The sequence below is a fragment of the Escherichia sp. WS338 genome (genome assembly GCF_046486405.1).
Classification (GTDB): domain Bacteria; phylum Pseudomonadota; class Gammaproteobacteria; order Enterobacterales; family Enterobacteriaceae; genus Escherichia; species Escherichia coli.
The window spans coordinates 59,185-84,412 of the sequence record NZ_JBJQLL010000002.1 but is presented as its reverse complement, the minus strand read 5'-3'; the positions used below and the strand labels follow the sequence as shown (position 1 = coordinate 84,412).

At 49.0% G+C, this 25,228-nt stretch carries 14 protein-coding genes and 1 pseudogene; 6 read left to right on the top strand and 9 right to left on the bottom strand.

From position 1 onward, the window contains the following. Positions 1-13 precede the first annotated feature (13 nt). The 9 genes and pseudogenes from ACJHWT_RS01805 to metG form a co-directional block, all read right to left on the bottom strand. A complete protein-coding gene (locus ACJHWT_RS01805) occupies positions 14-475 on the bottom strand; it encodes a YehR family lipoprotein (RefSeq protein WP_001296231.1) in 462 nt (153 codons plus the stop codon). A gap of 124 nt (positions 476-599) precedes the next feature. After that, a complete protein-coding gene (locus ACJHWT_RS01800) occupies positions 600-2,600 on the bottom strand; it encodes an SWIM zinc finger family protein (protein ID WP_021539240.1) in 2,001 nt (666 codons plus the stop codon). Further along, positions 2,597-3,733 (bottom strand): vWA domain-containing protein, encoded by a 1,137-nt coding sequence (locus ACJHWT_RS01795; RefSeq protein WP_021539239.1) that lies wholly within the window; start codon positions 3,731-3,733, stop codon positions 2,597-2,599. Before ACJHWT_RS01795 ends, ACJHWT_RS01800 begins: the two co-directional genes overlap by 4 nt. Then, positions 3,726-6,005, bottom strand: a complete 2,280-nt coding sequence (locus ACJHWT_RS01790) for a DUF5682 family protein (protein WP_021539238.1) — start codon at positions 6,003-6,005, stop codon at positions 3,726-3,728. Before ACJHWT_RS01790 ends, ACJHWT_RS01795 begins: the two co-directional genes overlap by 8 nt. Before the next feature lie 10 nt (positions 6,006-6,015). Then, positions 6,016-7,104, bottom strand: a complete 1,089-nt coding sequence (locus tag ACJHWT_RS01785; protein ID WP_001563691.1) for an ATP-binding protein — start codon at positions 7,102-7,104, stop codon at positions 6,016-6,018. Positions 7,105-8,251: 1,147 nt separating this feature from the next. Beyond that, positions 8,252-8,605 (bottom strand): hypothetical protein, encoded by a 354-nt coding sequence (locus tag ACJHWT_RS01780; RefSeq protein WP_000636928.1) that lies wholly within the window; start codon positions 8,603-8,605, stop codon positions 8,252-8,254. Positions 8,606-8,666: 61 nt separating this feature from the next. Beyond that, positions 8,667-12,298 (bottom strand): annotated as a pseudogene (gene yehI, locus ACJHWT_RS01775) (DUF4132 domain-containing protein YehI). 9 nt (positions 12,299-12,307) lie between these two features. After that, positions 12,308-16,096, bottom strand: coding sequence for a DUF4132 domain-containing protein (locus tag ACJHWT_RS01770; RefSeq protein ID WP_021539237.1), 3,789 nt, complete (start codon positions 16,094-16,096; stop codon positions 12,308-12,310). Between the two features lie 141 nt (positions 16,097-16,237). Beyond that, positions 16,238-18,271 carry a methionine--tRNA ligase gene (gene metG / locus ACJHWT_RS01765; protein WP_001563647.1) on the bottom strand — a complete coding sequence of 678 codons (2,034 nt, stop codon included), beginning with the start codon at positions 18,269-18,271 and terminating at the stop codon, positions 16,238-16,240. Positions 18,272-18,402: 131 nt separating this feature from the next. Between metG and apbC the strand changes: the two genes are divergently transcribed. The 6 genes from apbC to ACJHWT_RS01735 all read left to right on the top strand — a co-directional run bounded on the left by apbC (position 18,403) and on the right by ACJHWT_RS01735 (position 25,192). Next, positions 18,403-19,512, top strand: coding sequence for an iron-sulfur cluster carrier protein ApbC (apbC, locus tag ACJHWT_RS01760; protein WP_001005448.1), 1,110 nt, complete (start codon positions 18,403-18,405; stop codon positions 19,510-19,512). 262 nt (positions 19,513-19,774) lie between these two features. Beyond that, on the top strand, positions 19,775-20,056 hold the full coding sequence (locus ACJHWT_RS01755) for a YehE family protein (RefSeq protein ID WP_001046487.1): 282 nt from the start codon (positions 19,775-19,777) through the stop codon (positions 20,054-20,056). 292 nt (positions 20,057-20,348) lie between these two features. Beyond that, on the top strand, positions 20,349-20,891 hold the full coding sequence (locus ACJHWT_RS01750; protein WP_021539236.1) for a fimbrial protein: 543 nt from the start codon (positions 20,349-20,351) through the stop codon (positions 20,889-20,891). A gap of 80 nt (positions 20,892-20,971) precedes the next feature. Continuing rightward, positions 20,972-21,646 carry a fimbria/pilus periplasmic chaperone gene (locus tag ACJHWT_RS01745; protein WP_000677332.1) on the top strand — a complete coding sequence of 225 codons (675 nt, stop codon included), beginning with the start codon at positions 20,972-20,974 and terminating at the stop codon, positions 21,644-21,646. Positions 21,647-21,661: 15 nt separating this feature from the next. After that, positions 21,662-24,142 carry a fimbrial biogenesis outer membrane usher protein gene (locus ACJHWT_RS01740; RefSeq protein WP_021539235.1) on the top strand — a complete coding sequence of 827 codons (2,481 nt, stop codon included), beginning with the start codon at positions 21,662-21,664 and terminating at the stop codon, positions 24,140-24,142. Between the two features lie 15 nt (positions 24,143-24,157). Beyond that, positions 24,158-25,192 (top strand): putative fimbrial-like adhesin protein, encoded by a 1,035-nt coding sequence (locus ACJHWT_RS01735; RefSeq protein ID WP_021539234.1) that lies wholly within the window; start codon positions 24,158-24,160, stop codon positions 25,190-25,192. Positions 25,193-25,228 lie beyond the last annotated feature (36 nt).

The window sequence follows — 25,228 nt, the reverse complement described above, 5'->3', positions numbered from 1 at the left end:
GGCCGCCGACAGATTATTTCACTTCTTTAAAACCAGCGGCTTTCATCACCAGTTCCATTTGCGCCATAGTGATACCTTTTTTGGCATCTTCAGCAGAAACGTTGATTCCTGAAATACCCTGCAGGGCTTTGAAATCCACTTTTTCCATATCGATAGTCACGTTTTCCTGCGCGTAAGTATCGGTATAGGTTAATTTTTCTTCAACACCCGCGATGTTTTTGTATTTGGCGCTTAACGGCTCAAGTGTCCTGGCAGCGTCTTCTTTGGTGGTTGCACCAATGGAGGCAAATTGAATTTTGGTTTCAGAAGATTGCTTAAGCACCTTGTCACCTTTGTAGACATAGGTAATGGCAATTTCAGTACCGTTCAGATTGGCGCTGAATTTTTTCGATTCTTCTTTGTCACCGCAGCCAGCAAGAGAGAAAACCAGAACAGATGCAACAACAAGGGAAAACAGCTTATTGAAAGCCTTCATGTAAAACTCCATTTTATTTAATCAAGGAACTGGTGACTCTCACCAGGGGCTATATAGGATATGCCTAATACTGTGGCGTGAGCAGTCCGGAACTGGAGTAGAACTCTTAGTAAAAAGCACTATTTCATCCTTGTTGCTGAAGCATGGGGAATAATTGTTCGCAAAGCAAAACACCGTTATTCATTGCTTCTACCCGTGCATCGCTTTCTGTATTACGAAATTGTGCCAACACATGTGCCAGCCGATAAAAACCGACCGCGGTGAGGTCATTCGCCAGCAACTCTGCCTGACCAATAGCACTCTGTTCCTGATAGCGCCAGCCGTTATGGAGCAGTTGAATAAGTAACGCCTGGCAGCGCATCAGCAACTGATGAGCGGTAGACGGCACAGGCAAAACGCTGGCAGAAGGTAGCGGAGCCACAGGCGCAGTTTCTGCGTCCAGCGCCCAGGCACGAGTCTTTGTCATCATTATCTGTGGTTCCAGTGTCAATTGCCCATCAACAAAACTGACAAAGCCAGAAACCAGACTCACGGGGTCGTCTGTTTGTTGTAACAGAGCTGCCATGCGTTCAACGGCAAAAGGAGAACAGGCAGATGCTGGAAGGGATAACGTCAGCACATTATCTTCCCCTTCGCCGCTGATTACCTGCGCATCCAGCGTCTGGCGGCTGCTATCCCAACCGAGCGAAATACACTCCGCTACCGGCAGAATAAATAAGTTATCGACCTGGTTGAGTGGTCGTATGCAGGCGGGGGGACGCTGGCGTAAATATTCACGCAAAGCCACAATGCCCGGCTGGCGTAACGGCGCGCTCAACATTTGCCAGGCATCAGGCGACAGCGGCACAACGCTGCTTAAGCGGTTGCGGGTAGCTAACAGCAGCTCGCCATCGGCACTGCGTTTTGCTGCTTGTGAAACAATTTGCCCGCCCGCCAGTGCGCCAGCCTGAAAACTAAACAGCCGACGCGTCGCGGCCGGTGAGTTTTCCTGTTCGCTTCTCTGCCAACTACGCGAAAGATGCAAAATACTGCCGGTGTCGGGATCGGTAAACCAGATGCGTAAACCATACTGCTCAATATCCTGCCAGCAACGCATACCTAAAGACACCAGCCGCAGATGATCAAGCTTTGCTTCTCCGGCAATGCCAGCGCCAACGACCGTGCGCCACGGCATCGGATGAACTTCACCAACACTGTCGCGCCGCGCCATCTCTTGTGCGCAATTTAATCGACTGTTTAATGCCGCAAGCTGACGTAAGCATTCTCCGGCATGATAGTGGCTGGCGCGGGCGTGGAAGGCATCAACGCTGGCGCGCAGTTGCCGTAGCGATTCACTCACCCAGCGCCAGTTACAGCGTTCCGCCGCCTGCTGTGCGCGGCTGAACGCGGCCTCGTAATGGATTGGCGGCTGGCTGATGCCGCCCAGCCATAATGCCTGACTTAATTGTTGAATATATTGACGACACGTTTGGCCTTCTTCGCTGGCAAACGGATCGTCAGATGATGTGACGTGTTCGCTGCGCATCTGCCAGATTAAATGAGTCAATTCCGCTTGCTGCGCTTTTGCCTGGACAAAGGCCTGTACTGCCAGTACGACATGTTCGCAAAGTGTGCCGTCAATACAATCACAACGGGCGAAACGAATACTGCTGCGGGAATAAAAACGCACATCGCTCATCGGTAAGCGGGCAGAGGGAATTTCGCCTGGCGTACAGAACAACTCAATGGTGATGCCTTTAGCGACCAGCGCCTGCGCGCGTTTGCGGGTGGCATCGGGCAGGGTAGCCAGTTCTTCCAGCCAGATTGCCGGATCCCACTCTTCTTCTTTTTCCGTAGGCTGGGTGGTGGCGCAAAGTCGCTGATAACTTAACACCAGCATCACGCGATGGCGGCACATGCCGCTGGCCCCGCAGCTGCACTGAGCCTCTTTCAGTGCCTGACCGTTCGCCAGCTGGGTGCGGACACCGTCACTGAAGGTGGCGATTAAAGCGCCGTTCTCATGACTGATTTCCGGGACGTTGCCATTTTCCAGTTCCTTAAGGCTGCGCTTAACAAAACCGGCATTGCTTAACGCCGTCAGGGCCTGCGGCGTCAGTTCTAATAATTCCGGACGTAGTGAATTCATGACTGAAGATTCTCCGCAAGCCAGGAAGCCAGCTCGCCCGGTGTCATTGCGGCTATTTGTGCGCCGACATTAACCAGCGCCTGGGCCATATCGCGGTCATAGCAAGGCGTTGCGGTGCTGTCGAGCGCTGCCAGCCCCAGCACTTTGATGCCGCTCTGGACACACTTTTTCACCTGATGCGTCAGCAATGATGATGACCCACCTTCATAAAAATCGCTCACGAGAATAATGACACTTTTTGCAGGTTGTTCAATAAGTTGCCGACCATACTCCACGGCACTGGCGATATTGGTCCCGCCGCCCAGTTGTACTTTCATTAATAACTCTACCGGATCGGCAACGTCTGCCGTGAGATCAACCACGCTGGTGTCAAACGCCACCAGATGGGTACGAATGCCGGGTAACTGCCATAAACAGGCCGCCATCACCGCAGAGTGGATCACCGAATCGACCATCGATCCGCTTTGATCAACCAGTAAGACCAGTTGCCATTGTTCGCTTTGGCGTTTAATGCGGCTGTTAAAGCGGGGGGATTCGATATACAACTTGCCGTGTTGCGGGTGCCAGTGTTGCAGGTTGGCGCGCAGAGTACTTTTGAAATCAAAGTTTCGCGCCAGTGGAATAAATGAGCGGCGACGGCGATCGCGGACACCAGAAAAAGCCTGACGAACTTCCTTTGCCAGTCGAGCCATAATTTCTTCAACAACCTGGCGTACTATCCGGCGGGCGGCAGCCAGTACTTCGGGATTCATCAGATGTTTGGTGTGCAAAACGGCGCGTAGCAGGCTTTCAGACGGTTGCATACGTTCCAGCACGTCGAGATTCGTCACCACATCTTCAATGCCGTAGCGCAGTACGGCATCGCTTTCCAGCCGTTCAATCACCTGTTGCGGAAACAGCGTGTGAATACTGTTGATCCACTCAGGGGGGGTGAGATTTGAGCAACCTAATCCACCGGAGCGTTCACCACGCTGGAACCGTTCAGGATCGTGCCCATACAGCCACTCCATCGCGTGGTCTATCTGCCGGGCGTTGTCATCCAGCCCACAAAGCGTCGTTTCTGCCGCTTCGCCAAGAATTAATCGCCAGCGTTGTAGCTCACGGGTGGTCAGAAGATCGTTCAGTTCAGACATGGAAAACTCCCCAGTGTTGCAGCGATGCCAGTGCCTGCTGTTCGAGTTGTTGATGATGTGCAATGGCTTGCGGTGGACAATGCAACGGCATTTGCAGCGCTGAAACGGGAAGCTGTGCGAGCTGGTAATGCTCAAGCACCTGATGCGCCAGCGTCCCGCGTTCTCGTGGTGGTAGCCAGGCCATCGCCGCGCGTAAATCGGGCAGGGCGTTAATAAAATCGTCGTCACTCAGTTGATTTAAATGACTACTGAAACCGGCGATAAATGCCGGCTGACAGGCCAGTTGATGGCGGGCCAGCGCCAGCAAACCGTGCAGCGCTTCGCCGGATTGTGCCGGGGATAATTGCACCAGCATTGTCAGCGCCGCTTCGGCACTGGCGTTGGGATGTTCCAGACGCATCAGTGCGCCAAGTGCCGCGCCGCGATCCAGCGCCGGGGCATGAATCGCCTGACTGCGTCGCTCCAGTAAGGCTACCGCCGCAGAAAGAGAAACGCCGGGTAAATTAACGCCGCTATGTAGATCGCGCAGGATATGGCAAAGCGCTTGCCAGCTATGCAGGTGAGCGTGAAACTCCTTTTCATCCGGTCTGCCGTTGGATTCACATAGCCACAGCGTGCGATCGATGGCCGCGCATAATGTCGTTTGTAATATCTGCGCGCCCTGCATACCGCTAATTTCATCCAGCCGCCATAAGGCATATAGCACTTCCAGCGCCTGGCCCATTTCGGCAAACTGATTTTCCTGGGCGATTAATAATGTGAGTTGCTCCAGTAATTGTTGATTGAAGGACGCCAGACCCGCTAACGCCGCCTGGCTAAGACATGTGGTGATACTGCCGATTCCACCCGCGTCCAGCATATCGGCTTCTAATTTATTGCGTGCGGCTTCCTGGAGTGTGGCACCAAAGCAGGCGGCCTCAATTAATGCCGCATGTTGGCTAAGCGGGCGGGTTAATTTCCAGCGTTCTTCACCGTTGCCTGCAAGTGTCAGTGTACTTCCCTGCTGGCGCACAACCCCTGGGATCTCCAGTATTACCAGCCGATGTAACACCTGACTTTGCGCCAGTCCATCGGGGGTAAAGCGATTTAAAGTAAGCTCTGCCGGAAAAGAGATTCCTGTACGTTCCAGTTCGCAGGTGACATCTTTTGGCAGAGGCGGCTGTGGCGTAGAGGGGGCAAGTTTACCGAATCCGTCACCCGCTAATGTGTCTATCAACGTTAGCAGAATCGGATCGGTATCGGGATGAATAACGCCGCGATAGCTCCACGGCAACGGCGCATTCAGGGCTTCTTTAATCAGCGAGCCTGCTATGGCATCCAGCCAGTCAGTGCGTAACGGTAGTGTATGACCACGCAACTGTGCCAGTGCCATCGCATGCAGATGAGCGGCAGCCATATCCGCTGTTGAAGCAGGCAAGTGGTGCTGGCGCAAACGGGTAAGAACCGTTTTCAGCAGTTGTTCACCTGCCTGCTGCAAGCCCCACCGCCAGCACCAGTTTTGCCAGACCGGGGCAGGCATACCGGAAAGGTATCCTGCCAGCACATCAAGGCGCTTTTCACTGTAGGGGGTGAGATAACAACCTGTAACGGCATCTGCCAGCGAGGGCAATTCCGGCGTGTTAATTTCCTGCGGGCATTCGCGCCACATTTTTGCCAGTGCAGAAGCGTGCCAGCCACCGCAGACGACTAACACGTCGCCATTGTTTTGCTGCATCGCCCAACCAATCCAGCGGGCCATAAAGTCTTCGCGCTGACGATTGAGAGCATCTCCGGGGGAATCGCCCCGCAGTTGTGCAAAATAGTGCGCCAGTGCAGAGGGTAATGCAGTTTGCTGGCTTTCATCTTCGAACAAGTGATCCCACAGGGTGTCGCTGTTATCCATGCGGGTGGCACGCAGCAGCAAGGTCTGGCTTTCCTCTTGCGTATCAGGCGAATCGTCCTCTTCTTCACTCTGCGCCCAGCAAGGCAAATCGATGAAGTAAGTTTGTGCCTGAATACGACGAGCGGCTTGTAGCGCCTGCCACTCCGGCGAAAATTCAGCATATGGCGTCCAGGCACCACGCCCGGGGGCTGCACCGTCCTGATACTGGCAATAACTGTAAATAGCTACCGGAAGCTGGTGGGCTAAAAACAGTTCGTCTACCCGGTCATTAAAATCAGCCGGGCCTTCAATCAACACGTATCGTGGCCGCTGGCTTTCGATTAACGATTTCACCAGCCGGGCGCAGGCCGGACTATGATGCCGGATGCCGACAATTAACGGCTCGCTCATGCATCTTTCCTCACGGCAGGCGGTGGCGGGCTTGATAATAAGCCTGCCAGTGAGCTTCTTTATGTGTGGCGACTCGCTGTTCGAAGTAACGGCGCAGGCGCGCGCGATCTTCTTCGTTATCTTTGACGATGGTTCCGGCAATACAGTCCACCAGATCGGCTGGCTCACCTGCGCGATTCGCTAAAAACCAGGCGCGGACGCCCACTGCGTGGGCCACGTTCACGGCTTCAGCGGTGGACATAATTGCCGTCAGGGTATCCATTGACGTTTTCTTTTCGCCGTTGGCACGCAGATCGCGGAAGGTGCGGACCAGTAACTCCAGTACCGCGTCAGGCACTTTATGCGGAATACCGCTATGGGCCAGCAAACGCGCCGAAGCACTGGCGACCAGTTCCAGCTCCTGGGCGAAATCCATAATCGGAAAGACGGTTTCAAAATCGAAGCGACGCTTTAGCGCGGCACTCATCTCATTGACGCCGCGATCGCGGGTATTGGCAGTGGCAATAATATTAAAGCCTTCTCGCGCATAGAGCTGACTGGCTTCACCGGTGAGTTCCGGCACCGTCATTACCCTGTCAGAAAGCATACCTAACAGACAGTCTTGTACTTCCAGCGGTGTACGCGTTATCTCTTCAAAACGGACAATTTTGCCGTCGCGCATTCCCTGGTAAAGCGGGGCAGGGACCAGCGCTTCCGTTGACGGACCATGGTTGATAAGCAGGGCGTAGTTCCAGCCGTACTTGATTTGATCTTCGGTGGTAGATGCGCCGCCCTGGATGGTTAACCCGGCATCGCCGCTAATAGCGGTTGCCAGTAATTCAGACAGGAGCGATTTTGCGGTGCCAGGTTCCCCCACCAACATCAAACCGCGCCCGGTAGCGAGAGTGACTAACATGCGTTCGACAGCGGAGGGACTGATCACGACTTTACGGCTAATATTTTGCGCGCTATCGCCAAGGATAAAAGCGCGGGCCGCAGGCAAACTTAACTGCCAACCGGGCGGGCAAGGTGCGTGATCATTTTGTTTTAATTTTGCCAGTTCATCGGCGTATAACACAGCGGCAGGCGGACGCTGCAGATGATTATTCTGCGGTGACATATATTCATCCCTGAAATGTATTAATGAAATAAACGATATTTTACGCGCAATAAATGTTTGCCGCATTAGTTGTTTGAGCGAAAAATATCTGGAAAGCAGATCACAGTAAATAAAAAAACCTGCTGGTGAGGCAGGTTCTTTTATTTACTACAATGACGCTAACTTGCTGATTGTGCAACATTTCGTACCAACGAATAAATTATAACCATATCCACACTCCATTGCAATTCAGTGAATGAGATTTATAATCCTGCCCGTTGGGAGGTTGTGCCGGATCGGACCAATTTTAAGTCCTGGCTGCTGGACGGGTGGTGCCGCAGGCGGTGCCCTGATCCGGAGAGCAACGTTTCGTACCAACATACGTAAACCAGTATCGACAGGCAGTGTAAGGGTAAGGTGCTGGTGTTGCGCTCCTTAATAAGGAGAGCGGATGGACACGCTGACACAAAAGTTAACCGTGCTCATTGCTGTACTGGAGCTATTAGTGGCTCTGTTACGGTTGATTGATTTGTTGAAGTAACGGGCAAATTGAAACGCATCTAAGGGGGAATACCGTTTCCCCCTTTAATAAAATGATTACTGTTTTTATTAATTCATCATATAACTCATTTTTATTTATAAATTCATCGATTTTATAATCAACGTACTATTTGGCCGGGATGTGAATATTTATGGTGGGCTATTGGCGAAAAATATCTGGAAAGTAGATCGCAGAAAATAAAAGAACCTGCTGGTGAGGCAGGTTCTTTTATTTACTACTTTGATGTTAAGTTACTGATAGTGCAACATGGCATCTCAACTAACGAATTATAACCACCGCTGGACCGTGTTGCAATTAAGATAATGAGATTTATAATCCTGACTGTTGGGAAGTTGCGCCGGATCGAACCCATTTCAAGTCCTGGCTACCGGACGGGTGGTGCCGCAGGTAGTGCTCTGATCCGGAGTGCAACATGGCGACTCAACAAACGTAAACCAGTGTCGACAGGCAGTGTAAGGGTAAGGTGCTGGTGTTGCGCTCCTTAATAAGGAGAGCGGATGGACACGCTGACACAAAAGTTAACCGTGCTCATTGCTGTACTGGAGCTATTAGTGGCTCTGTTACGGTTGATTGATTTGTTGAAGTAATGGGCAAATTGAAACGCAACTAAGGGGGAAAACCGCTTCCCCCTTTAATAAAGTAATATTCTATTAGTTGGTTGAATATATTCTGTAGTTTACGATTAAAAATTGCTATTACAGTTTCAGGTGATTCACCTCGTAATTTCCGCTCATCAATACACTCATCTCTTATATAAATCAACGCATCATTTATTAGCGGGTCAGCATCTTCTCGATCACGTTGATGAAATGTTGGACGTAGCCGGAATCGCTCCAGTCGATAGACGGAACCTGTAAATAATTCAGAGCATTTATGGATCTCAAGTCTGAAGGAAAACGGATCTTCAGGTACAGGGACCTCATAATCGTAAATAGCAACCAGCTCTTTTTGCACGATCATCGCTTTCCCCGCTGGTAAGTCGTGTTGATAACGGGCAGTTGCATCACTGCCCGCTGTGTTTTTAATGGAAAATGACGTCAGGTGCGCTTAACGCCTCACTCAAATCAAACACATCAAGTTCGGCAAAAGTGACGGATTTATTGTCACGGTACACTCGAAGAGAACGGAAGCTCATTAACGCTTTGCTATCAACATTGTAGTGGTTAAAACCGGGTGAAAACTTAAGGACCAGCCGGTACTCGCCCAGGCCATAGACAAATGCGTCCTCATAGCCTGACTCCCAGCCTTTGTATCGCATTCCCATAAGCTGCCCAACGGTAGCGGATTTACCTTCCCAGCGAGTCAGGCTGTTACTGGTTGACTCGTCAGGTGTGAGCAGCACCGTGCGCCGCGCCAACTGGCGAAAAGGCGGCATAATTTCGTAATCGGCAAAAAGCTGTGCAAATTCACTGCGCATTCCTTCTGTCATTTCTAACGGGTGGGCAATGCCAATCAGAGCATCCGCAGGCAGGTCAATGGGCTCATCTTGCGCATTGCAGAACTCCCCCTCTGCGGCCACACGAAAGGCGTTGAGTAAACGACGCGGTTCATTTGCCGGATACACGCCCCATATTAATCGCTGGGTAACCAGACGGGTAAAGGGATGATTAACAAACAGAGAATGAAAATCTGCCAGCGACCAGCGTCGGGTGGTACGCAGGGCAGCTTCAAGACGGGGGAGCAGGTTTTTGCTCACCTGAGTCGTATCTTTTTTTAGCCCTTTTAATCGGGCCAGTGCCTCGGCGCTTTCAGTTGATCGTCATCGGTGCGCAACCGGGGAACGCTTTTCTGGCGAACGTTTTGCTGATCAAAGATAACCGGGTTAAGGTTTTCATCGAAGCGAACGGTAAACTGCCGGGGACCAAAATCAAAACTCAACGCCTGCGGATCATCAAGGCCCAGTGTTGGGACTAATCTGTCCGCTAACTCTTCCTGGCTTAGCCCGCGATTTTCTGCGACCACCTGAAGAAATTCCGCCGCGTTATCACGTAAGGGGCGGGATTTCGCCCGTTGCGATATATGATGCAGCTGTATCAGCGCCATATCATTATTCATCAGGGTAAGGATGTTCAGGCCACTGACAGCACGGGTAGATTTGCCTTCTTGTGGCCAGGCGAGGATCTGTGTCGTTAGATCCCGTGCCGTGCTTTCGTCACCAAAGAGACTTAACGCCAGAAATGCCCAGTTGTCTTTTGCGGGGGCACCAGCTTGTTGCCACGCAGTGAAGAGATCCCAGGCAAAAGCTGCCAGCGTTTGCGGCTGGCAGAACGTTTTCAGTTGTTCCAGCCCGCTATGAAAACGTCCCCCCTGGGTAAAGCGCAGCATTTCGCCGATAATTTCCAGAGCGTCATCGGTAATAAGTTGATGATTAATGATTAGGCGCGGCCTGGACCACATTAGCGGATGCCAGAAATCAGGGGCTTTTGGCATGCGTGCCGGGTAAATCTCTATTGGACTCTGTTTAAGTAAATGCTCCAGGGCAGGCCATACATCTGTACGCTGCCAGCGGTTTGCCGCGGTTTGCAGCAATTCACCATGTCCCTGTTCGTAAAGTAAACGTAGGGCAAGTAATGCAGCTTCGCTATTATCGCTGGGTTTGGTGAAGACAAGAGGGATAAGTGCAGTAGCCGTATGTTCCGGCCATTGTAAAATCCACTGGCGGGCCAGATCACGCTGCGCCGCGAAACGTCGCCAGACGCGGGCAACGGGCAGGGCCAGTTCTGTTGCGCCAAAATTTAAAATTAACGGAAATGTTTCTTTTGGACGATGTGAAAAAGCCAACAGCAGACCTGGTAGAGCATCCAATCCGAAGATACTGAGAAAATAGTCCTCACCCGCAGACAGATGCTTTTTCTCATTGATACGTAGCCAGAAAGGCAAAGCCATCTCACGCGGCAACTGTGCCAATAAATACAGGTTCCAGACACTCTTTTCCGGACGATAACGTGAGTAGCTGTCATTTTCCCATATGTTAATTAACACTTCTACGTGACCGCTGCGAAGCGCCTGTTCTGCTAATTGAGCTTCCGGGGAGCTCCAGCCATTCATGATCTCTTCAACCCGCCCTGGGTAGTAATGCCACTGAACAATGAGTGAATTGCGTGCAGCATCCAGTTTTCCGGGGAGTATATAATTCAGAAACAGCCATACATCATCCCCAAAACCCAGTTCCTGTAATACAACTCGTCCACTTTTTTGTTCCATGCGTTCAGCAAGAGATTCCGTGCTGAAATAACGGGCAGACTCAGTGGAGGCAAGCCTCTCTTGTTCGCCTGGTTGCCAGTAAACTTGCGGGGTTAATTCGAGCGGTGCCAAATCAAGACGTGGAGCTGTCATTTTTTTCTTACTACGCCACGGTGGTGAAACGAGGATTTCAGGCATTTGGCTGTTATCGGTGCTATCAATAACCGTTTTGGGCGGTGCCGATAAATAACTATTCAGCACTGCCCGGGCTTGAGTACTTAACCACGGCATCACCTCTTCTGCCAGTTGTGGCTGCGATGCCATCAGCGTTTGTAACAGCGTATGCCAGTATTCATCACGTGCTTTTTGCTGTGCAGGCAGCTTTTGGTCTTCGATGATGGGATAACCAGGGCGCGCAGGGGGGGCTTTTAACGCCAGCAGTTCTGCCAGTGCGGCGAGCGTCGCATGGGGGAAGTTTTTACTGTATTTAGCCACACGTTGCAGGCTGGGTTTGTTTTTATCAGCCACCAGTAGCAAGGTGCGGATGACTTGCGGATGGTTAATTTGTACCAGCAGACTGCCGCAATCTTCTTTATGTGCATACATCGCGAGGCGCGGAACGGCTGCCAGTCCTTGTTCGCGCAAAAGGGCAGCGCAGGCCGCGTAGCCGAAGTGGTTTTCATGCGACATGTAGCTGGCTTCTCGATCGCTAAATATATCCTGGCTCCAGTAACGTGCGAGTTCTTTCACCGCCTTAGGGTCATCAGCAACAACTTTTAACCACTCTTTTGAGCGAAAATGAGTTTGCGAACATTCAAGGCTTACCAGCTCGTTGGCGATTTCGGGTTTTTCCGGGAGGTTCAGCGCAATAAAAGGGCGGCGAACTTTGGTTATTCCTGGCAGTGCGGCAATGAGTTTGTCGGCGCAACGCTGCCAGCAGCTTTCCTCTGCCAGAGAGAGATGCTTACGCAATCGGAGATCGAATTCGTTATAGGTTTCTGAGCGATAACCATAGCCATAGTCCTCGTTCTGATATTGCAATGTTACTACCAGAGGATCACTCTCATAACACCGTACAATAAACTGGCGTGCAATCACCACCTCAGTTGCATATTCCAGCCCCTCGTGTTGGACGATTTCGTCGAGCAACTGTTGGCTATCATTTTGCGCGATACAGGCTAGCGCCGCCATTGTCCGGGCCGTGATTGAGGGTTTGTGTTCGCCGATCAAGTTGATGGCCTGCGTGATGGCGGACTGCCACTCCAGTGAAAAGTTTTCATAACGCCAGACAATGTTTTTTTTCTTCTCTGCTTTTTGTAGCAATTCATCACCCAGTGTCTGAATGATGTTTTCAGTGATAACAGGTACCGGTTCGCCTGGCCAATTGCGATGGCTGAGTGGTGTTTTGCCTTTTTTATATTTCAGTTCCAGTTGGGCGTTATCCGCCAGCCACGGTAATTCCTTGTCCATGCTCTTTCCTTATTCAAACAGGGCTTCAATATCGTTAATTAGCTCGCTGGCGGTGATGGCATCGAGTACGGAGAACTGCGCTTCCTGTGTTGAATTACTCCCCCAGCCATAGCTTTCCGCTTTGCCTTCCCATAGCCACAGCTTGCTTAAGAGTTGCTCGGCACTGAGTTCGGCTGGCGACATGCCGACCGCAAAACCTTCATCGATTTCCATGATTAACGACCAGCGGCCCAGAGGTTTGATCATCCAGCCGATCCAGCCACCGTCCTGCGGTTCACCACGCATCCAGCCTTTATTTGCCAGCCCCATTACCCGACCACTCGGGCATTTTCTGCCTGCCCAGCGTGTCAGTTCGCTGGCATTGCGCTCGGCTTCTGTCAGCGCGTAACTGTTACGATCAAGCTGGCGGAACGGTGGTAACAGTTCGTAGTCGGCAAAAAGCTGCCCGAAGGCGGCAGCATCCGTCGGTGATATTTCCAGAACGTGAGGAATACCAATAGAGATATCGCCTTCCGGCAGGGTGAAAAGATCATCGTCAGCGGTGCTGTAGCTGTTATCTTCCGCTACGCGAAAGCAAGCCAGTAGCTGGTTTTCGGCGCTATAAACGCCCCAAATCAGACGGCGGGTTAAGTGGCGGACCAGCGGATGCTCAACCAGGAAGAGCTGAAAGTTTTCCGGTGACCAGCGGCGACGCAGGCACATGGCGGATTCCAGCCTTGCTACCTGCTGGGCGGCGACGGTACGCGCATCTTTTTTCAGCAATTTGTAGCGGTTAACAGCATTGTTCGCCTGTAATTCATCATCGCTTTTGTTTGGTTTGGGCAGGTCTTTCAGACGACTGCCGGAAGCGTCACGCACAAACGGTTTTAAGGTTTCATCAAAGCTGACGGTGAACTGGCGTGGGCCGAAATCCAGCAGCAACGAACCGTTATCATCCAGACCGAGATCCGGTGCTAACCGATCTTCAAGCTCCGCCACCGTGAGTTCGCGGCTCTCGGCAATGTTGGCTATTTTTTCTTTTGCCCGCTCCTGTAATGCTTTGAATTTCAGTTTCTGGGCGATGCCGTTAAGCTGCATCAGGGCGATATCACTACCGATAGCGGCGAGGATATCCAACCCAACGGTGGCACGTTTATGCTGAGATTCACCAGGCCAGGCACGGATTAATGGCGTCAGTTTGCGGGCGGTGTCATCGTTACCGAGAACGCCTAACGCAGTGAACGCCCAACTCTCTTTCGACGGCGCGCCAGCGGTCTGCCAGGCGGTAAACAGATCCCAGGCAAATTCAGCCAATGAGTCGGTGGTACAGGCATCTTTCACCTGCAATAATCCTGGATACAGTGCCTCTTCCTGAGGGAAGCGGAGCATTTCACCGAGGTGGAGGAGTGCGCTATCAGGCAGTGATTGGGCGTTTGCTTTTAATAACGGGCGCGTCCAGAGCGATGGCTGATAAAAGGTCGGAAGAGTGGGGATTTTTGTCGGGTGATTATCTAAGGGATCGAGCGCAAGGAGAGCGTTCACCGCATCGGTTACTTCCGGCTGGTTATAACGCCGGGCGATTTCTTGCAGCAATGGCTGATGACCGTTTTCAGTAAGCATACGCAAGGCAGCACGGGCGTTGTCCTGTGCTTCACCGGTTTTGCCGAGCGCTGCAGGCAGCAGGCCGGTAATGGCGTGTTCCGGGTATTTCAGCAGCCAGCTACTGGCGTCTTGTCGTAATGTTTTGAGTTTGTTGAAGGCGCGGGCGACGGCAGGTGCCAGTTCCGTTGCGGCAAAATAATTAGCAACCGCAAAACCTTCTTGAGGGTAGCGTGAAAACGAGTGTAGAAAACCACTCATACCTGCCAGTCGCAAATAAAGCATGACTGGTTTTATCGCGGTATGCGGCTCTTTGCTGAGAAATTCCCATAGCTTAATCGCTTTTTGCATAGGTAAAAAGGGAAGTGAGTTGAGATGCCACTCCCCCTGATACGGTGCATGGTGGGCTTTAAACATTTGGATGAGTGTAGCGAAGTCCTCACGTTCCCATGCGTCAATTGCCGAGTCAGAAGCGCCGATATATTTATATGTGTCAAAATCCCAGCGGCGATACCCCAGCGAGTAAAGGAAATTTTTAGCACCTTCACTTGGCTTATGCGGTTCCCAGTCCCAATGAGTTTGAAACTCTTTAGCTTCTGTGTCGGTTATTGTGCATATGGATTCGAGGTTGAGCGGTGCTAAATCCAGCACCGGAATCGGCGATTTTTTCTTTTTCGAAAGCCATGGTGGGGAGACTACTATGGCCGGCAGTAGATCGGCGCTGGCATGGTTTGAGGGCTGTGTCAGTTGTTGCTGACATGATTTCAGCACTGCAACTGCGGGTGTCGAAAGCCAGGGAATGACCTGTTCTGCTAGTGTCGGTTGCGAGATAAGCATCGTCATTAGCATAATGCGCCAACTATTCTCTTCTTTTTGCACTAGAAGTTCCGCCAGTGCTGCCAGTGCTGCGTGTGGGAACGCAGCGCAGGCTTTCGTCATTCGATCGTGACAGCGTTTAGTATGCCCGGCTACACGTATAAGCAGTGTTAATGCGAACGGATGATTGATATGACGCAACACATCGGCGCAGTAGTCACTTGCGGCATAGGGAGCAAATCGGGGCAGGGCTGTAACACCTTGCTCCTGTAATACGGTGGCTGACCATATCGCACCACAATAGTAATCATCAAAAATGGCATATGGCTCGTGATATTTTTCTAATGAGGCAAGAATGTGCTCATCAGTCGCCACTATTTTTAGCCACTCAAGCGAGGGTAATTTCTTTTGCCCCAGTAGACGCTGGGAAATTTCATGTGCAATTTCTGGTTTTTCGGGTAATAACAAAGCAATTAATGGTTGCCGCCATTCTGGAATATGTGGAATTGCGGCAATAAGTTTTTGTGCACATTTTTGCCAGAGAGACTCTTCCGCCAGTGATAAATGTTTACGTAGGCGTAATTCAAAGCTGGAATATTGCTGCAAGTAATCAGGTGAAATGCCAGACGACAGGAAAACAATATTATTGTTGACATAATCCCATTCAATAGATATTTGTTGAAGATGTATTATTACATCAGTAGCATATTCCAGACCGCCTTCCTGAATAATCTGATCCATAACATCCTCACGCTCTTTATATCTTGTGCATTTCATTTCAAGTGCAGTGAGTACAGCCATTACGGGTGATGGTAGCTGTGTTGTTTTCAGGCCGTCGATCTGACTGATCGCCTGGGCGACGGTGTTTTGCCATTCTAAAGAACAGGCGCTGAAGTCAAATGTGGCTGTTTTATTATCCCGTTGCGACACACTACAGGCTAAGCGACGTAATTGGGTCAATTTGTCTGCTTGCTGAACAGGAACTCCGGGAAAGCGGCGATGACTTAACGTGGTGTGTACAACTTCGGGCGGAAAAACGACAGCAATATCTTTCGCCAGCCACGGTAAAACAGCATCTGTATTTTTGTCAGCCGCACGGGTTTCTGCTACGAAAGAGGGTTGTTCCTGAATAATGGTGGATAAGTCAGCTACCTTGAGAGAGTCCGTTACCGTTTGGGAAGGTTGCAAAGAATTATCCTTCGCTTGCTCCACATACCCCTTCTTCACCTTCTCTGCAATCAGCTTCAGTCCCGCTTTTTCCGCCGCTGCTGCATCCGCAAAACTTTTTACCTGGCTTTGTCCGTTGGTGCCGACTTTACCCCAGTTGATGTGCAGTTCGTTTCCCTGCTGCTCCACCGCCCAGAATTTATGTGATTTTTCGTCCTGATAGATAAAGTGTCTCATTCTGCATCCCTGTAATTTTATCCAGTTGAATGCAGATGCTACCAGTATTTATGCGGGTTAGAGAGAGACAAAATCGCAAGAAAACAAATTTAGGAATTTATAAAGAAAAGGCGCTGTCGATGCAGCGCCTTGAAGGGGGGATTATTTCACCTGATGACCCGGTTTAGCACCGGCATCCGGGCTTAGCAGGAAGATATCTTTCCCGCCAGGACCAGCAGCCATCACCATGCCTTCGGAGATACCGAAGCGCATTTTACGTGGTGCCAGGTTAGCCACCATAATGGTGTGACGACCAATAAGTGCCTGCGGATCCGGGTAAGCAGAACGAATGCCGGAGAAGACATTGCGTTTTTCACCGCCGAGATCCAGTGTCAGGCGCAACAGTTTGTCAGAACCTTCAACAAACTCTGCGTTTTCAATCAGCGCCACGCGCAGGTCAACTTTGGCGAAGTCGTCAAAGGTGATGGTTTCCTGAATCGGATCATCTGCCAGTGGGCCAGTAACTGGCGCGGTAGTGGCTTTCACTTCTTCTTTAGACGCTTCCACCAGTGCTTCAACCTGCTTCATGTCGATACGGTTATACAGTGCTTTGAACGGATTCACTTTATGGCCCAGCAGCGGTTGCTGGATACCATCCCAGGTCAGTTCCGTATTCAGGAATGCTTCTGCTCGTTCAGTCAGTTTCGGCAGTACCGGCTTCAGGTAAGTCATCAGTACGCGGAACAGGTTAATGCCCATAGAGCAAATCGCCTGCAGGTCAGCATCGCGACCTTCCTGCTTCGCCACCACCCACGGAGCCTGTTCATCGACATAGCGGTTAGCCAGGTCAGCCAGTGCCATGATTTCGCGCACTGCTTTACCAAATTCACGGCTTTCCCACGCTTCGCCAATCTCTTCAGCGGCATCAGTGAAGGTTTTGTACAGTTGCGGGTCAGCCAGTTCGCTTGCCAGCACGCCGTCAAAACGTTTGTTGATAAAGCCCGCGTTACGGGACGCCAGATTAACCACTTTGTTGACGATATCAGCATTCACACGCTGAACGAAATCCTCGAGGTTGAGATCGATATCATCAATGCGCGAAGAGAGTTTCGCAGTGTAGTAGTAACGCAGGCTGTCAGCGTCAAAATGATTCAGCCAGGTGCTGGCTTTAATAAAGGTGCCGCGAGACTTGGACATCTTCGCGCCGTTCACCGTTACATAGCCGTGAACAAACAGGTTGGTCGGCTTGCGGAAGTTGCTACCTTCCAACATGGCAGGCCAGAACAGGCTGTGGAAGTAAACAATATCTTTACCGATGAAGTGGTACAGCTCGGCAGTGGAGTCTTTCTTCCAGTATTCATCGAAGCTTACGCTGTCGCCGCGCTTGTCACACAGATTCTTGAAAGAACCCATGTAGCCAATCGGTGCGTCCAGCCAGACGTAGAAATATTTGCCCGGCGCGTTCGGAATTTCAAAACCGAAATAAGGGGCGTCGCGGGAGATATCCCACTGTTGCAGGCCAGATTCAAACCACTCCTGCATTTTATTTGCCACCTGCTCCTGCAACGCACCGCTGCGGGTCCATGCCTGCAGCATTTCGCTGAAAGAGGGCAGATCAAAGAAGAAGTGTTCAGAATCACGCATTACCGGGGTAGCGCCAGAAACCACCGATTTCGGCTCGATCAGTTCAGTCGGGCTGTAGGTCGCGCCGCAGACTTCGCAGTTATCGCCGTATTGATCCGGGGATTTACATTTCGGGCAGGTGCCTTTTACAAAACGGTCCGGCAGGAACATGCCTTTTTCCGGATCGTACAGCTGAGAGATGGTGCGGTTTTTAATAAAACCGTTTTCTTTCAGGCGAGAGTAGATAAGTTCTGACAACTGGCGGTTCTCTTCGCTGTGCGTCGAGTGATAGTTGTCATAGCTGATGTTAAAGCCTGCGAAATCAGTCTGATGCTCCTGACTCATTTCGCCAATCATCTGCTCCGGAGTGATACCAAGCTGCTGAGCTTTCAACATGATTGGTGTACCGTGGGCATCGTCGGCGCAGATGAAGTTGACCTCGTGGCCGCGCATTCGCTGGTAACGGACCCAGACATCAGCCTGGATGTGCTCCAGCATATGGCCGAGGTGGATTGAGCCGTTAGCGTACGGCAGTGCGCACGTCACCAGAATTTTCTTCGCGACTTGAGTCATAGTAGGCATTACTTCTTAATAGTGAAAAGGGGTTAGATAGTACCAAATGGGAAAATGTTAAGTAAGTACTTCTCTATATTCTTCAGGTAAACTATCAGCTGATGGTTTATCTATACAAAAAAGGAGTCGGGATGAACGAACAATCCCAGGCCAAATCACCAGAAGCCTTGCGCGCAATGGTCGCCGGGACACTGGCCAATTTTCAGCACCCAACCCTGAAGCATAACCTCACCACGCTGAAAGCGTTGCACCATGTCGCCTGGATGGACGACACGTTGCATGTGGAACTGGTTATGCCATTCGTCTGGCATAGCGCGTTCGAAGAGTTAAAAGAGCAATGTAGCGCCGAACTGCTGCGCATCACCGGGGCGAAAGCTATCGACTGGAAACTGTCGCACAATATCGCCACCTTAAAACGCGTGAAGAATCAGCCGGGAATTAACGGCGTGAAGAACATCATTGCGGTCAGCTCCGGTAAAGGCGGCGTGGGTAAATCCTCCACGGCGGTAAACCTGGCGCTGGCACTGGCGGCGGAAGGGGCGAAAGTCGGCATTCTGGACGCCGATATCTACGGCCCATCAATACCCACCATGCTGGGTGCAGAAAATCAGCGTCCAACTTCGCCGGACGGTACCCATATGGCACCGATTATGTCTCATGGCCTGGCAACTAATTCAATTGGTTATCTGGTGACAGACGACAATGCGATGGTGTGGCGTGGCCCAATGGCGAGCAAGGCGTTAATGCAAATGTTGCAGGAAACCTTGTGGCCGGATCTCGACTATCTGGTGCTTGATATGCCGCCAGGTACCGGTGACATTCAATTGACATTGGCACAAAACATTCCAGTAACCGGTGCAGTCGTGGTCACCACCCCGCAGGACATCGCGTTGATCGATGCGAAAAAAGGCATTGTGATGTTCGAGAAAGTCGAAGTTCCGGTGCTCGGTATTGTCGAGAACATGAGTGTGCATATTTGCAGTAACTGTGGTCACCATGAACCGATTTTCGGTACCGGTGGTGCAGAGAAACTGGCCGAGAAATACCACACGCAGCTGCTGGGGCAGATGCCGTTACACATCTCCTTACGTGAGGATCTCGATAAAGGCACGCCAACGGTTATCAGCCGTCCTGAGAGCGAATTTACCGCTATCTACCGCCAGCTGGCTGACCGCGTTGCAGCTCAGCTCTACTGGCAGGGTGAAGTCATTCCAGGCGAGATTTCCTTCCGCGCGGTCTAACGCGTATTAACCATTCTGATTATTCTTCATACACCGCAGAGATGTTACATTGATGCGGTGTATTTGTTTTTGCCGCATTAATGAACACTTATTTAATGCTGCGAATATTCTGCGGACCTTCGTCCGAAACTCTACAAAGTCGATTGATCGTACCGGCGATGCTTCATTATCATCCTTCGTGGCTGTGTAGTGGATGTACAGCTATAGTTTGTTATGCACTCATTCTTTCCAGGCATAACCTTTACTACAGGGATAACGTTCAATGAATAAGTACTGGCTGTCAGGAATTATTTTTCTTGCCTATGGATTGGCTTCTCCCGCGTTCTCTTCAGAAACTGCTACATTAACGATTAATGGTAGGATCAGTCCCCCAACATGCAGTATGGCTATGGTTAATGGTCAACCTCAACAGCATTGTGGTCAGTTAACGTATAATGTTGATACCCGTCATCAGGTTTCTTCGCCAGTTAAAGGTGTAACGACGGAAGTGATTGCTGCAGATAGCGATAGCAAACGTCGAATCGTGTTAAATCGCTACGATTAATTTGCCACCCTGGTTTTAATTGGATTTAGAAAGCTTAAATCATTCACATGAATGATTTAAGCTTTTTTATTGATATTAATAATACCATTTATAGAAATCTACATTAATTAATAGATTTGATAAATATTTAATGTGCTTAAGTATTTGTTGTGTTTATATTGCAATGGTTAATTTGCTTTAAATCAATAAAACAATGTGTTTACATTGCGGCAACTTTTTGGGTGTGAGAAATTTGTTTCCAAGAGATACAGACTCTTAACAACCAAAAATTGATTTTATTAAGGAGCATATTATGAAACGTTCAATTATTGCTGCCGCTGTTTTTTCTTCTTTTTTTATGAGCGCTGGGGTATTTGCCGCAGACGTTGATACCGGAACATTAACCATTAAAGGGAATATTGCAGAATCTCCGTGTAAATTCGAAGCAGGTGGCGATTCAGTAAGTATTAATATGCCAACTGTACCAACCACTGTCTTTGAAGGTAAAGCTAAATATTCTACCTATGATGATGCAGTCGGTGTAACCAGCAGCATGTTAAAAATTAGCTGCCCGAAAGAAGTTGCTGGTGTAAAACTCTCGTTGATCACAAACGACAAAATAACCGGCAACGATAAGGCGATAGCCAGTAGCAACGATACCGTGGGTTACTATCTCTATTTAGGTGATAACAGTGATGTCCTGGATGTTTCTGCACCTTTCAACATCGAGAGTTATAAAACAGCGGACGGTCAATATGCCATTCCGTTTAAAGCAAAATACCTGAAACTGACAGATAACTCAGTGAATTCAGGTGATGTGTTATCTTCCCTGATTATGCGTGTGGCGCAGGATTAATAAATAAAATTGCAAGATTCTTCAGGTAATTAACATGGCCGCTATCTCCATGGCGGCCTTTTAATTTAAGAGGCATTAAGATGAAAGGATTATTAGCTTTACTCATTTCTTCTATGGTCCTTCCTGCACATGCCGGTATTGTTATCTACGGGACGCGTATTATTTACCCGGCAGAGCACAAAGAAGTGATGGTGCAGTTGATGAACCAGGGAAACCGTTCTTCGCTGATGCAGGCGTGGATTGATGATGGCGATACGTCATTACCACCAGAAAAAATTCAGGTTCCTTTCATGTTAACGCCACCAGTGGCAAAAATAGGGGCAAATTCCGGGCAGCAAGTAAAAATTAAAATTATGCCGAATAAACTACCCACTAATAAAGAGAGTATTTTTTATCTGAATGTTCTGGATATTCCACCAAATAGTCCAGAACAAGAAGGTAAGAATGCACTGAAGTTTGCGATGCAAAACAGAATTAAGTTGTTTTACCGGCCAGCGGGTATTGCTCCGGTAAATAAAGTGACCTTTAAAAAGTTACTGGTAAATCGCAGTGGCAATGGATTGGTGATAAAAAATGACTCAGCTAATTGGGTGACGATTTCGGATGTCAAAGCTAATAATGTCAAAGTCAATTATGAAACTATTATGATTGCCCCCTTAGAAAGTCAGAGTGTTAATGTCAAAAGTAATAATGCAAATAACTGGCATCTGACCATTATCGATGACCATGGCAATTATATTAGTGACAAAATTTAATTGCAGGAGCTGCCTATGTTGAGAATGACCCCACTTGCATCAGCAATCGTAGCGTTATTGATCGGCATTGAAGCTTATGCAGCTGAAGAAACCTTTGATACCCATTTCATGATAGGTGGAATGAAAGACCAGCAGGTTTCAAATATTCGTCTTGAAGATAATCAGCCCTTGCCGGGGCCGTATGACATCGATATTTATGTCAATAAGCAATGGCGTGGGAAATATGAGATCATTGTTAAAGACAACCCGCAAGAAACATGTTTATCAAGGGAAATGATCAAGCGGTTAGGCATTAATACCGATAGCTTTGCCAGCGGTAAGCAATGTTTAACATTTAAGCAACTTATTCAGGGCGGGAGCTATACCTGGGATATCGGAGTTTTTCGTCTCGATTTCAGTGTCCCGCAGGCCTGGGTGGAAGATCTGGAAAGTGGCTATGTTCCACCAGAAAACTGGGAGCGGGGTATTAATGCGTTTTATACCTCTTATTATGTGAGTCAGTATTACAGCGATTATAAAGCGTCCGGTAATAGCAAGAGTACATATGTACGTTTTAACAGCGGGTTAAATTTACAGGGGTGGCAACTGCATTCTGATGCCAGTTTCAGTAAAACAAATAACAATCCAGGGGTGTGGAAAAGCAATACCCTGTATCTGGAACGTGGATTTGCCCAACTTCTCGGCACGCTTCGTGTGGGTGATATGTACACATCAAGCGATATTTTTGATTCTGTTCGCTTCAGCGGTGTGCGGTTGTTTCGTGATATGCAGATGTTGCCTAACTCGAAACAAAATTTTACGCCACGGGTGCAGGGGATTGCTCAGAGTAACGCGCTGGTAACTATTGAACAGAATGGTTTTGTGGTTTATCAGAAAGAGGTTCCTCCTGGCCCGTTTGCGATTACAGATTTGCAGTTGGCCGGAGGTGGAGCAGATCTTGATGTCAGCGTGAAAGAGGCGGACGGTTCGGTAACCACCTATCTGGTGCCTTATGCAGCGGTACCAAATATGCTGCAACCCGGCGTGTCGAAATATGATTTTGTGGCGGGTCGTAGCCATATTGAAGGGGCGAGCAAACAAAGTGATTTTGTCCAGGCGGGTCATCAGTATGGTTTTAATAACTTATTAACGCTGTATGGTGGCTCGATGGTCGCGAATAATTATTACGCGTTCACTTTGGGGACTGGCTGGAATACACGCATTGGTGCCATTTCCGTCGATGCCACGAAGTCGCATAGTAAACAAGACAACGGCGATGTGTTTGACGGGCAAAGTTATCAAATTGCCTACAACAAATTTGTGAGCCAAACGTCGACACGTTTTGGTCTGGCGGCCTGGCGTTATTCGTCGCGTGATTATCGGACATTTAATGATCACGTATGGGCAAACAATAAAGATAATTATCGCCGTGATGAAAACGATATCTATGACATTGCCGATTATTACCAGAACGATTTTGGCCGTAAAAATAGCTTCTCTGCCAATATGAGTCAGTCATTGCCAGAAGGCTGGGGTTCTGTGTCCTTAAGTACGTTATGGCGAGATTACTGGGGGCGTAGCGGCAGCAGTAAGAATTATCAGTTGAGTTATTCCAACAACCTGCGAAGGATAAGCTATACCCTCGCGGCAAGCCATGCTTATGACGAGAATCATCATGAAGAGAAACGTTTTAATATTTTTATATCGATTCCCTTTGATTGGGGTGATGACGTTACGACGCCTCGTCGGCAAATATATATGTCTAACTCAACGACGTTTGATGATCAGGGGGTTGCCTCAAATAATACGGGATTATCAGGAACCGTTGGAAGCCGGGATCAGTTTAACTATGGGGTCAACCTGAGTTATCAGTATCAGGGAAATGAAACGACAGCTGGGGCGAATTTAACCTGGAACGCGCCGGTTGCGACAGTGAATGGCAGTTATAGTCAGTCGAGTGCTTATCGACAGGCTGGAGCCAGTGTTTCAGGGGGCATTGTCGCCTGGTCGGGTGGCGTTAATCTGGCAAACCGTCTTTCTGAAACGTTTGCTGTGATGAATGCGCCAGGAATTAAAGATGCTTATGTCAATGGGCAAAAATATCGCACAACAAACCGTAATGGAGTGGTGGTATACGACGGAATGACACCTTATCGGGAAAATCACCTGATGCTGGATGTGTCGCAAAGCGATAGCGAAGCAGAATTACGTGGCAACCGGAAAATTGCCGCCCCTTTTCGCGGCGCGGTTGTACTGGTTAATTTTGATACCGATCAGCGCAAGCCCTGGTTTATAAAAGCGTTAAGAACGGATGGGCAACCATTAACGTTTGGTTATGAAGTCAATGATATCCATGGTCATAATATTGGCGTTGTCGGCCAGGGAAGTCAGTTATTTATTCGCACTAATGAAGTACCGCCATCGGTTAATGTGGCAATTAATAAGCAACAAGGACTTTCATGCACAATCACCTTCGGTAAAGAGATTGATGAAAGTAGAAATTATATTTGCCAGTAATAGTCAGGTGGTCCTATGAAAATTCGCATAATGCTATTTATATTAATGATGATGGTTATGCCTGTGAGCTATGCGGCATGTTATAGTGAGTTATCTGTTCAGCACAATTTGGTTGTTCAGGGGGATTTTGCACTTAGTCAAACACAAATAGCGACATATGAGCATAATTTTAATGATTCGTCATGCGTGAGTACAAATACTATCACCCCTATGAGCCCGTCGGATATTATTGTTGGACTTTATAACGATACCATTAAATTAAATTTACATTTTGAATGGACCAATAAAAACAACATCACGTTGTCAAATAATCAGACCAGTTTCACCAGTGGTTATTCGGTAACGGTGACACCTGCGGCCAGTAATGCAAAAGTGAATGTTTCTGCGGGGGGCGGCGGTTCAGTAATGATTAATGGAGTTGCGACATTATCCAGTGCTTCATCATCGACACGCGGGAGTGCCGCAGTACAATTTCTACTGTGTTTATTAGGTGGTAAGTCATGGGATGCATGTGTAAATAGCTACAGAAATGCATTGGCACAAAATGCAGGTGTCTATTCCTTTAATCTGACATTGTCATACAACCCGATAACCACAACCTGCAAACCGGACGATTTATTAATTACGTTAGAGAGTATTCCCGTTTCACAATTACCAGCCACAGGTAACAAAACAACAATAAATAGTAAAAAAGGGGATATTATTCTGCGTTGTAAAAATTTATTAGGTCAACAAAATCAAACATCACGGAAAATGCAGGTGTATTTATCAAGTTCTGACTTGTTAACCAACAGCAACACGATCCTGAAAGGTGCGGAAGATAATGGCGTAGGATTTATTCTTGAAAGTAATGGTACGCCAGTCACACTTTTAAATATCACTAACAGCAGTAAAGGATATACAAATTTAAAAGAAATTGCGGCAAAGTCAAAACTTACAGATACAACGGTTTCAATTCCGATAACGGCCAGTTACTACGTCTACGATACAAACAAAGTTAAATCTGGCGCACTGGAGGCAACCGCATTAATCAACGTGAAATACGACTAATAACAAGCAAGACGAGCAAGTGGCTAATAATAAAAA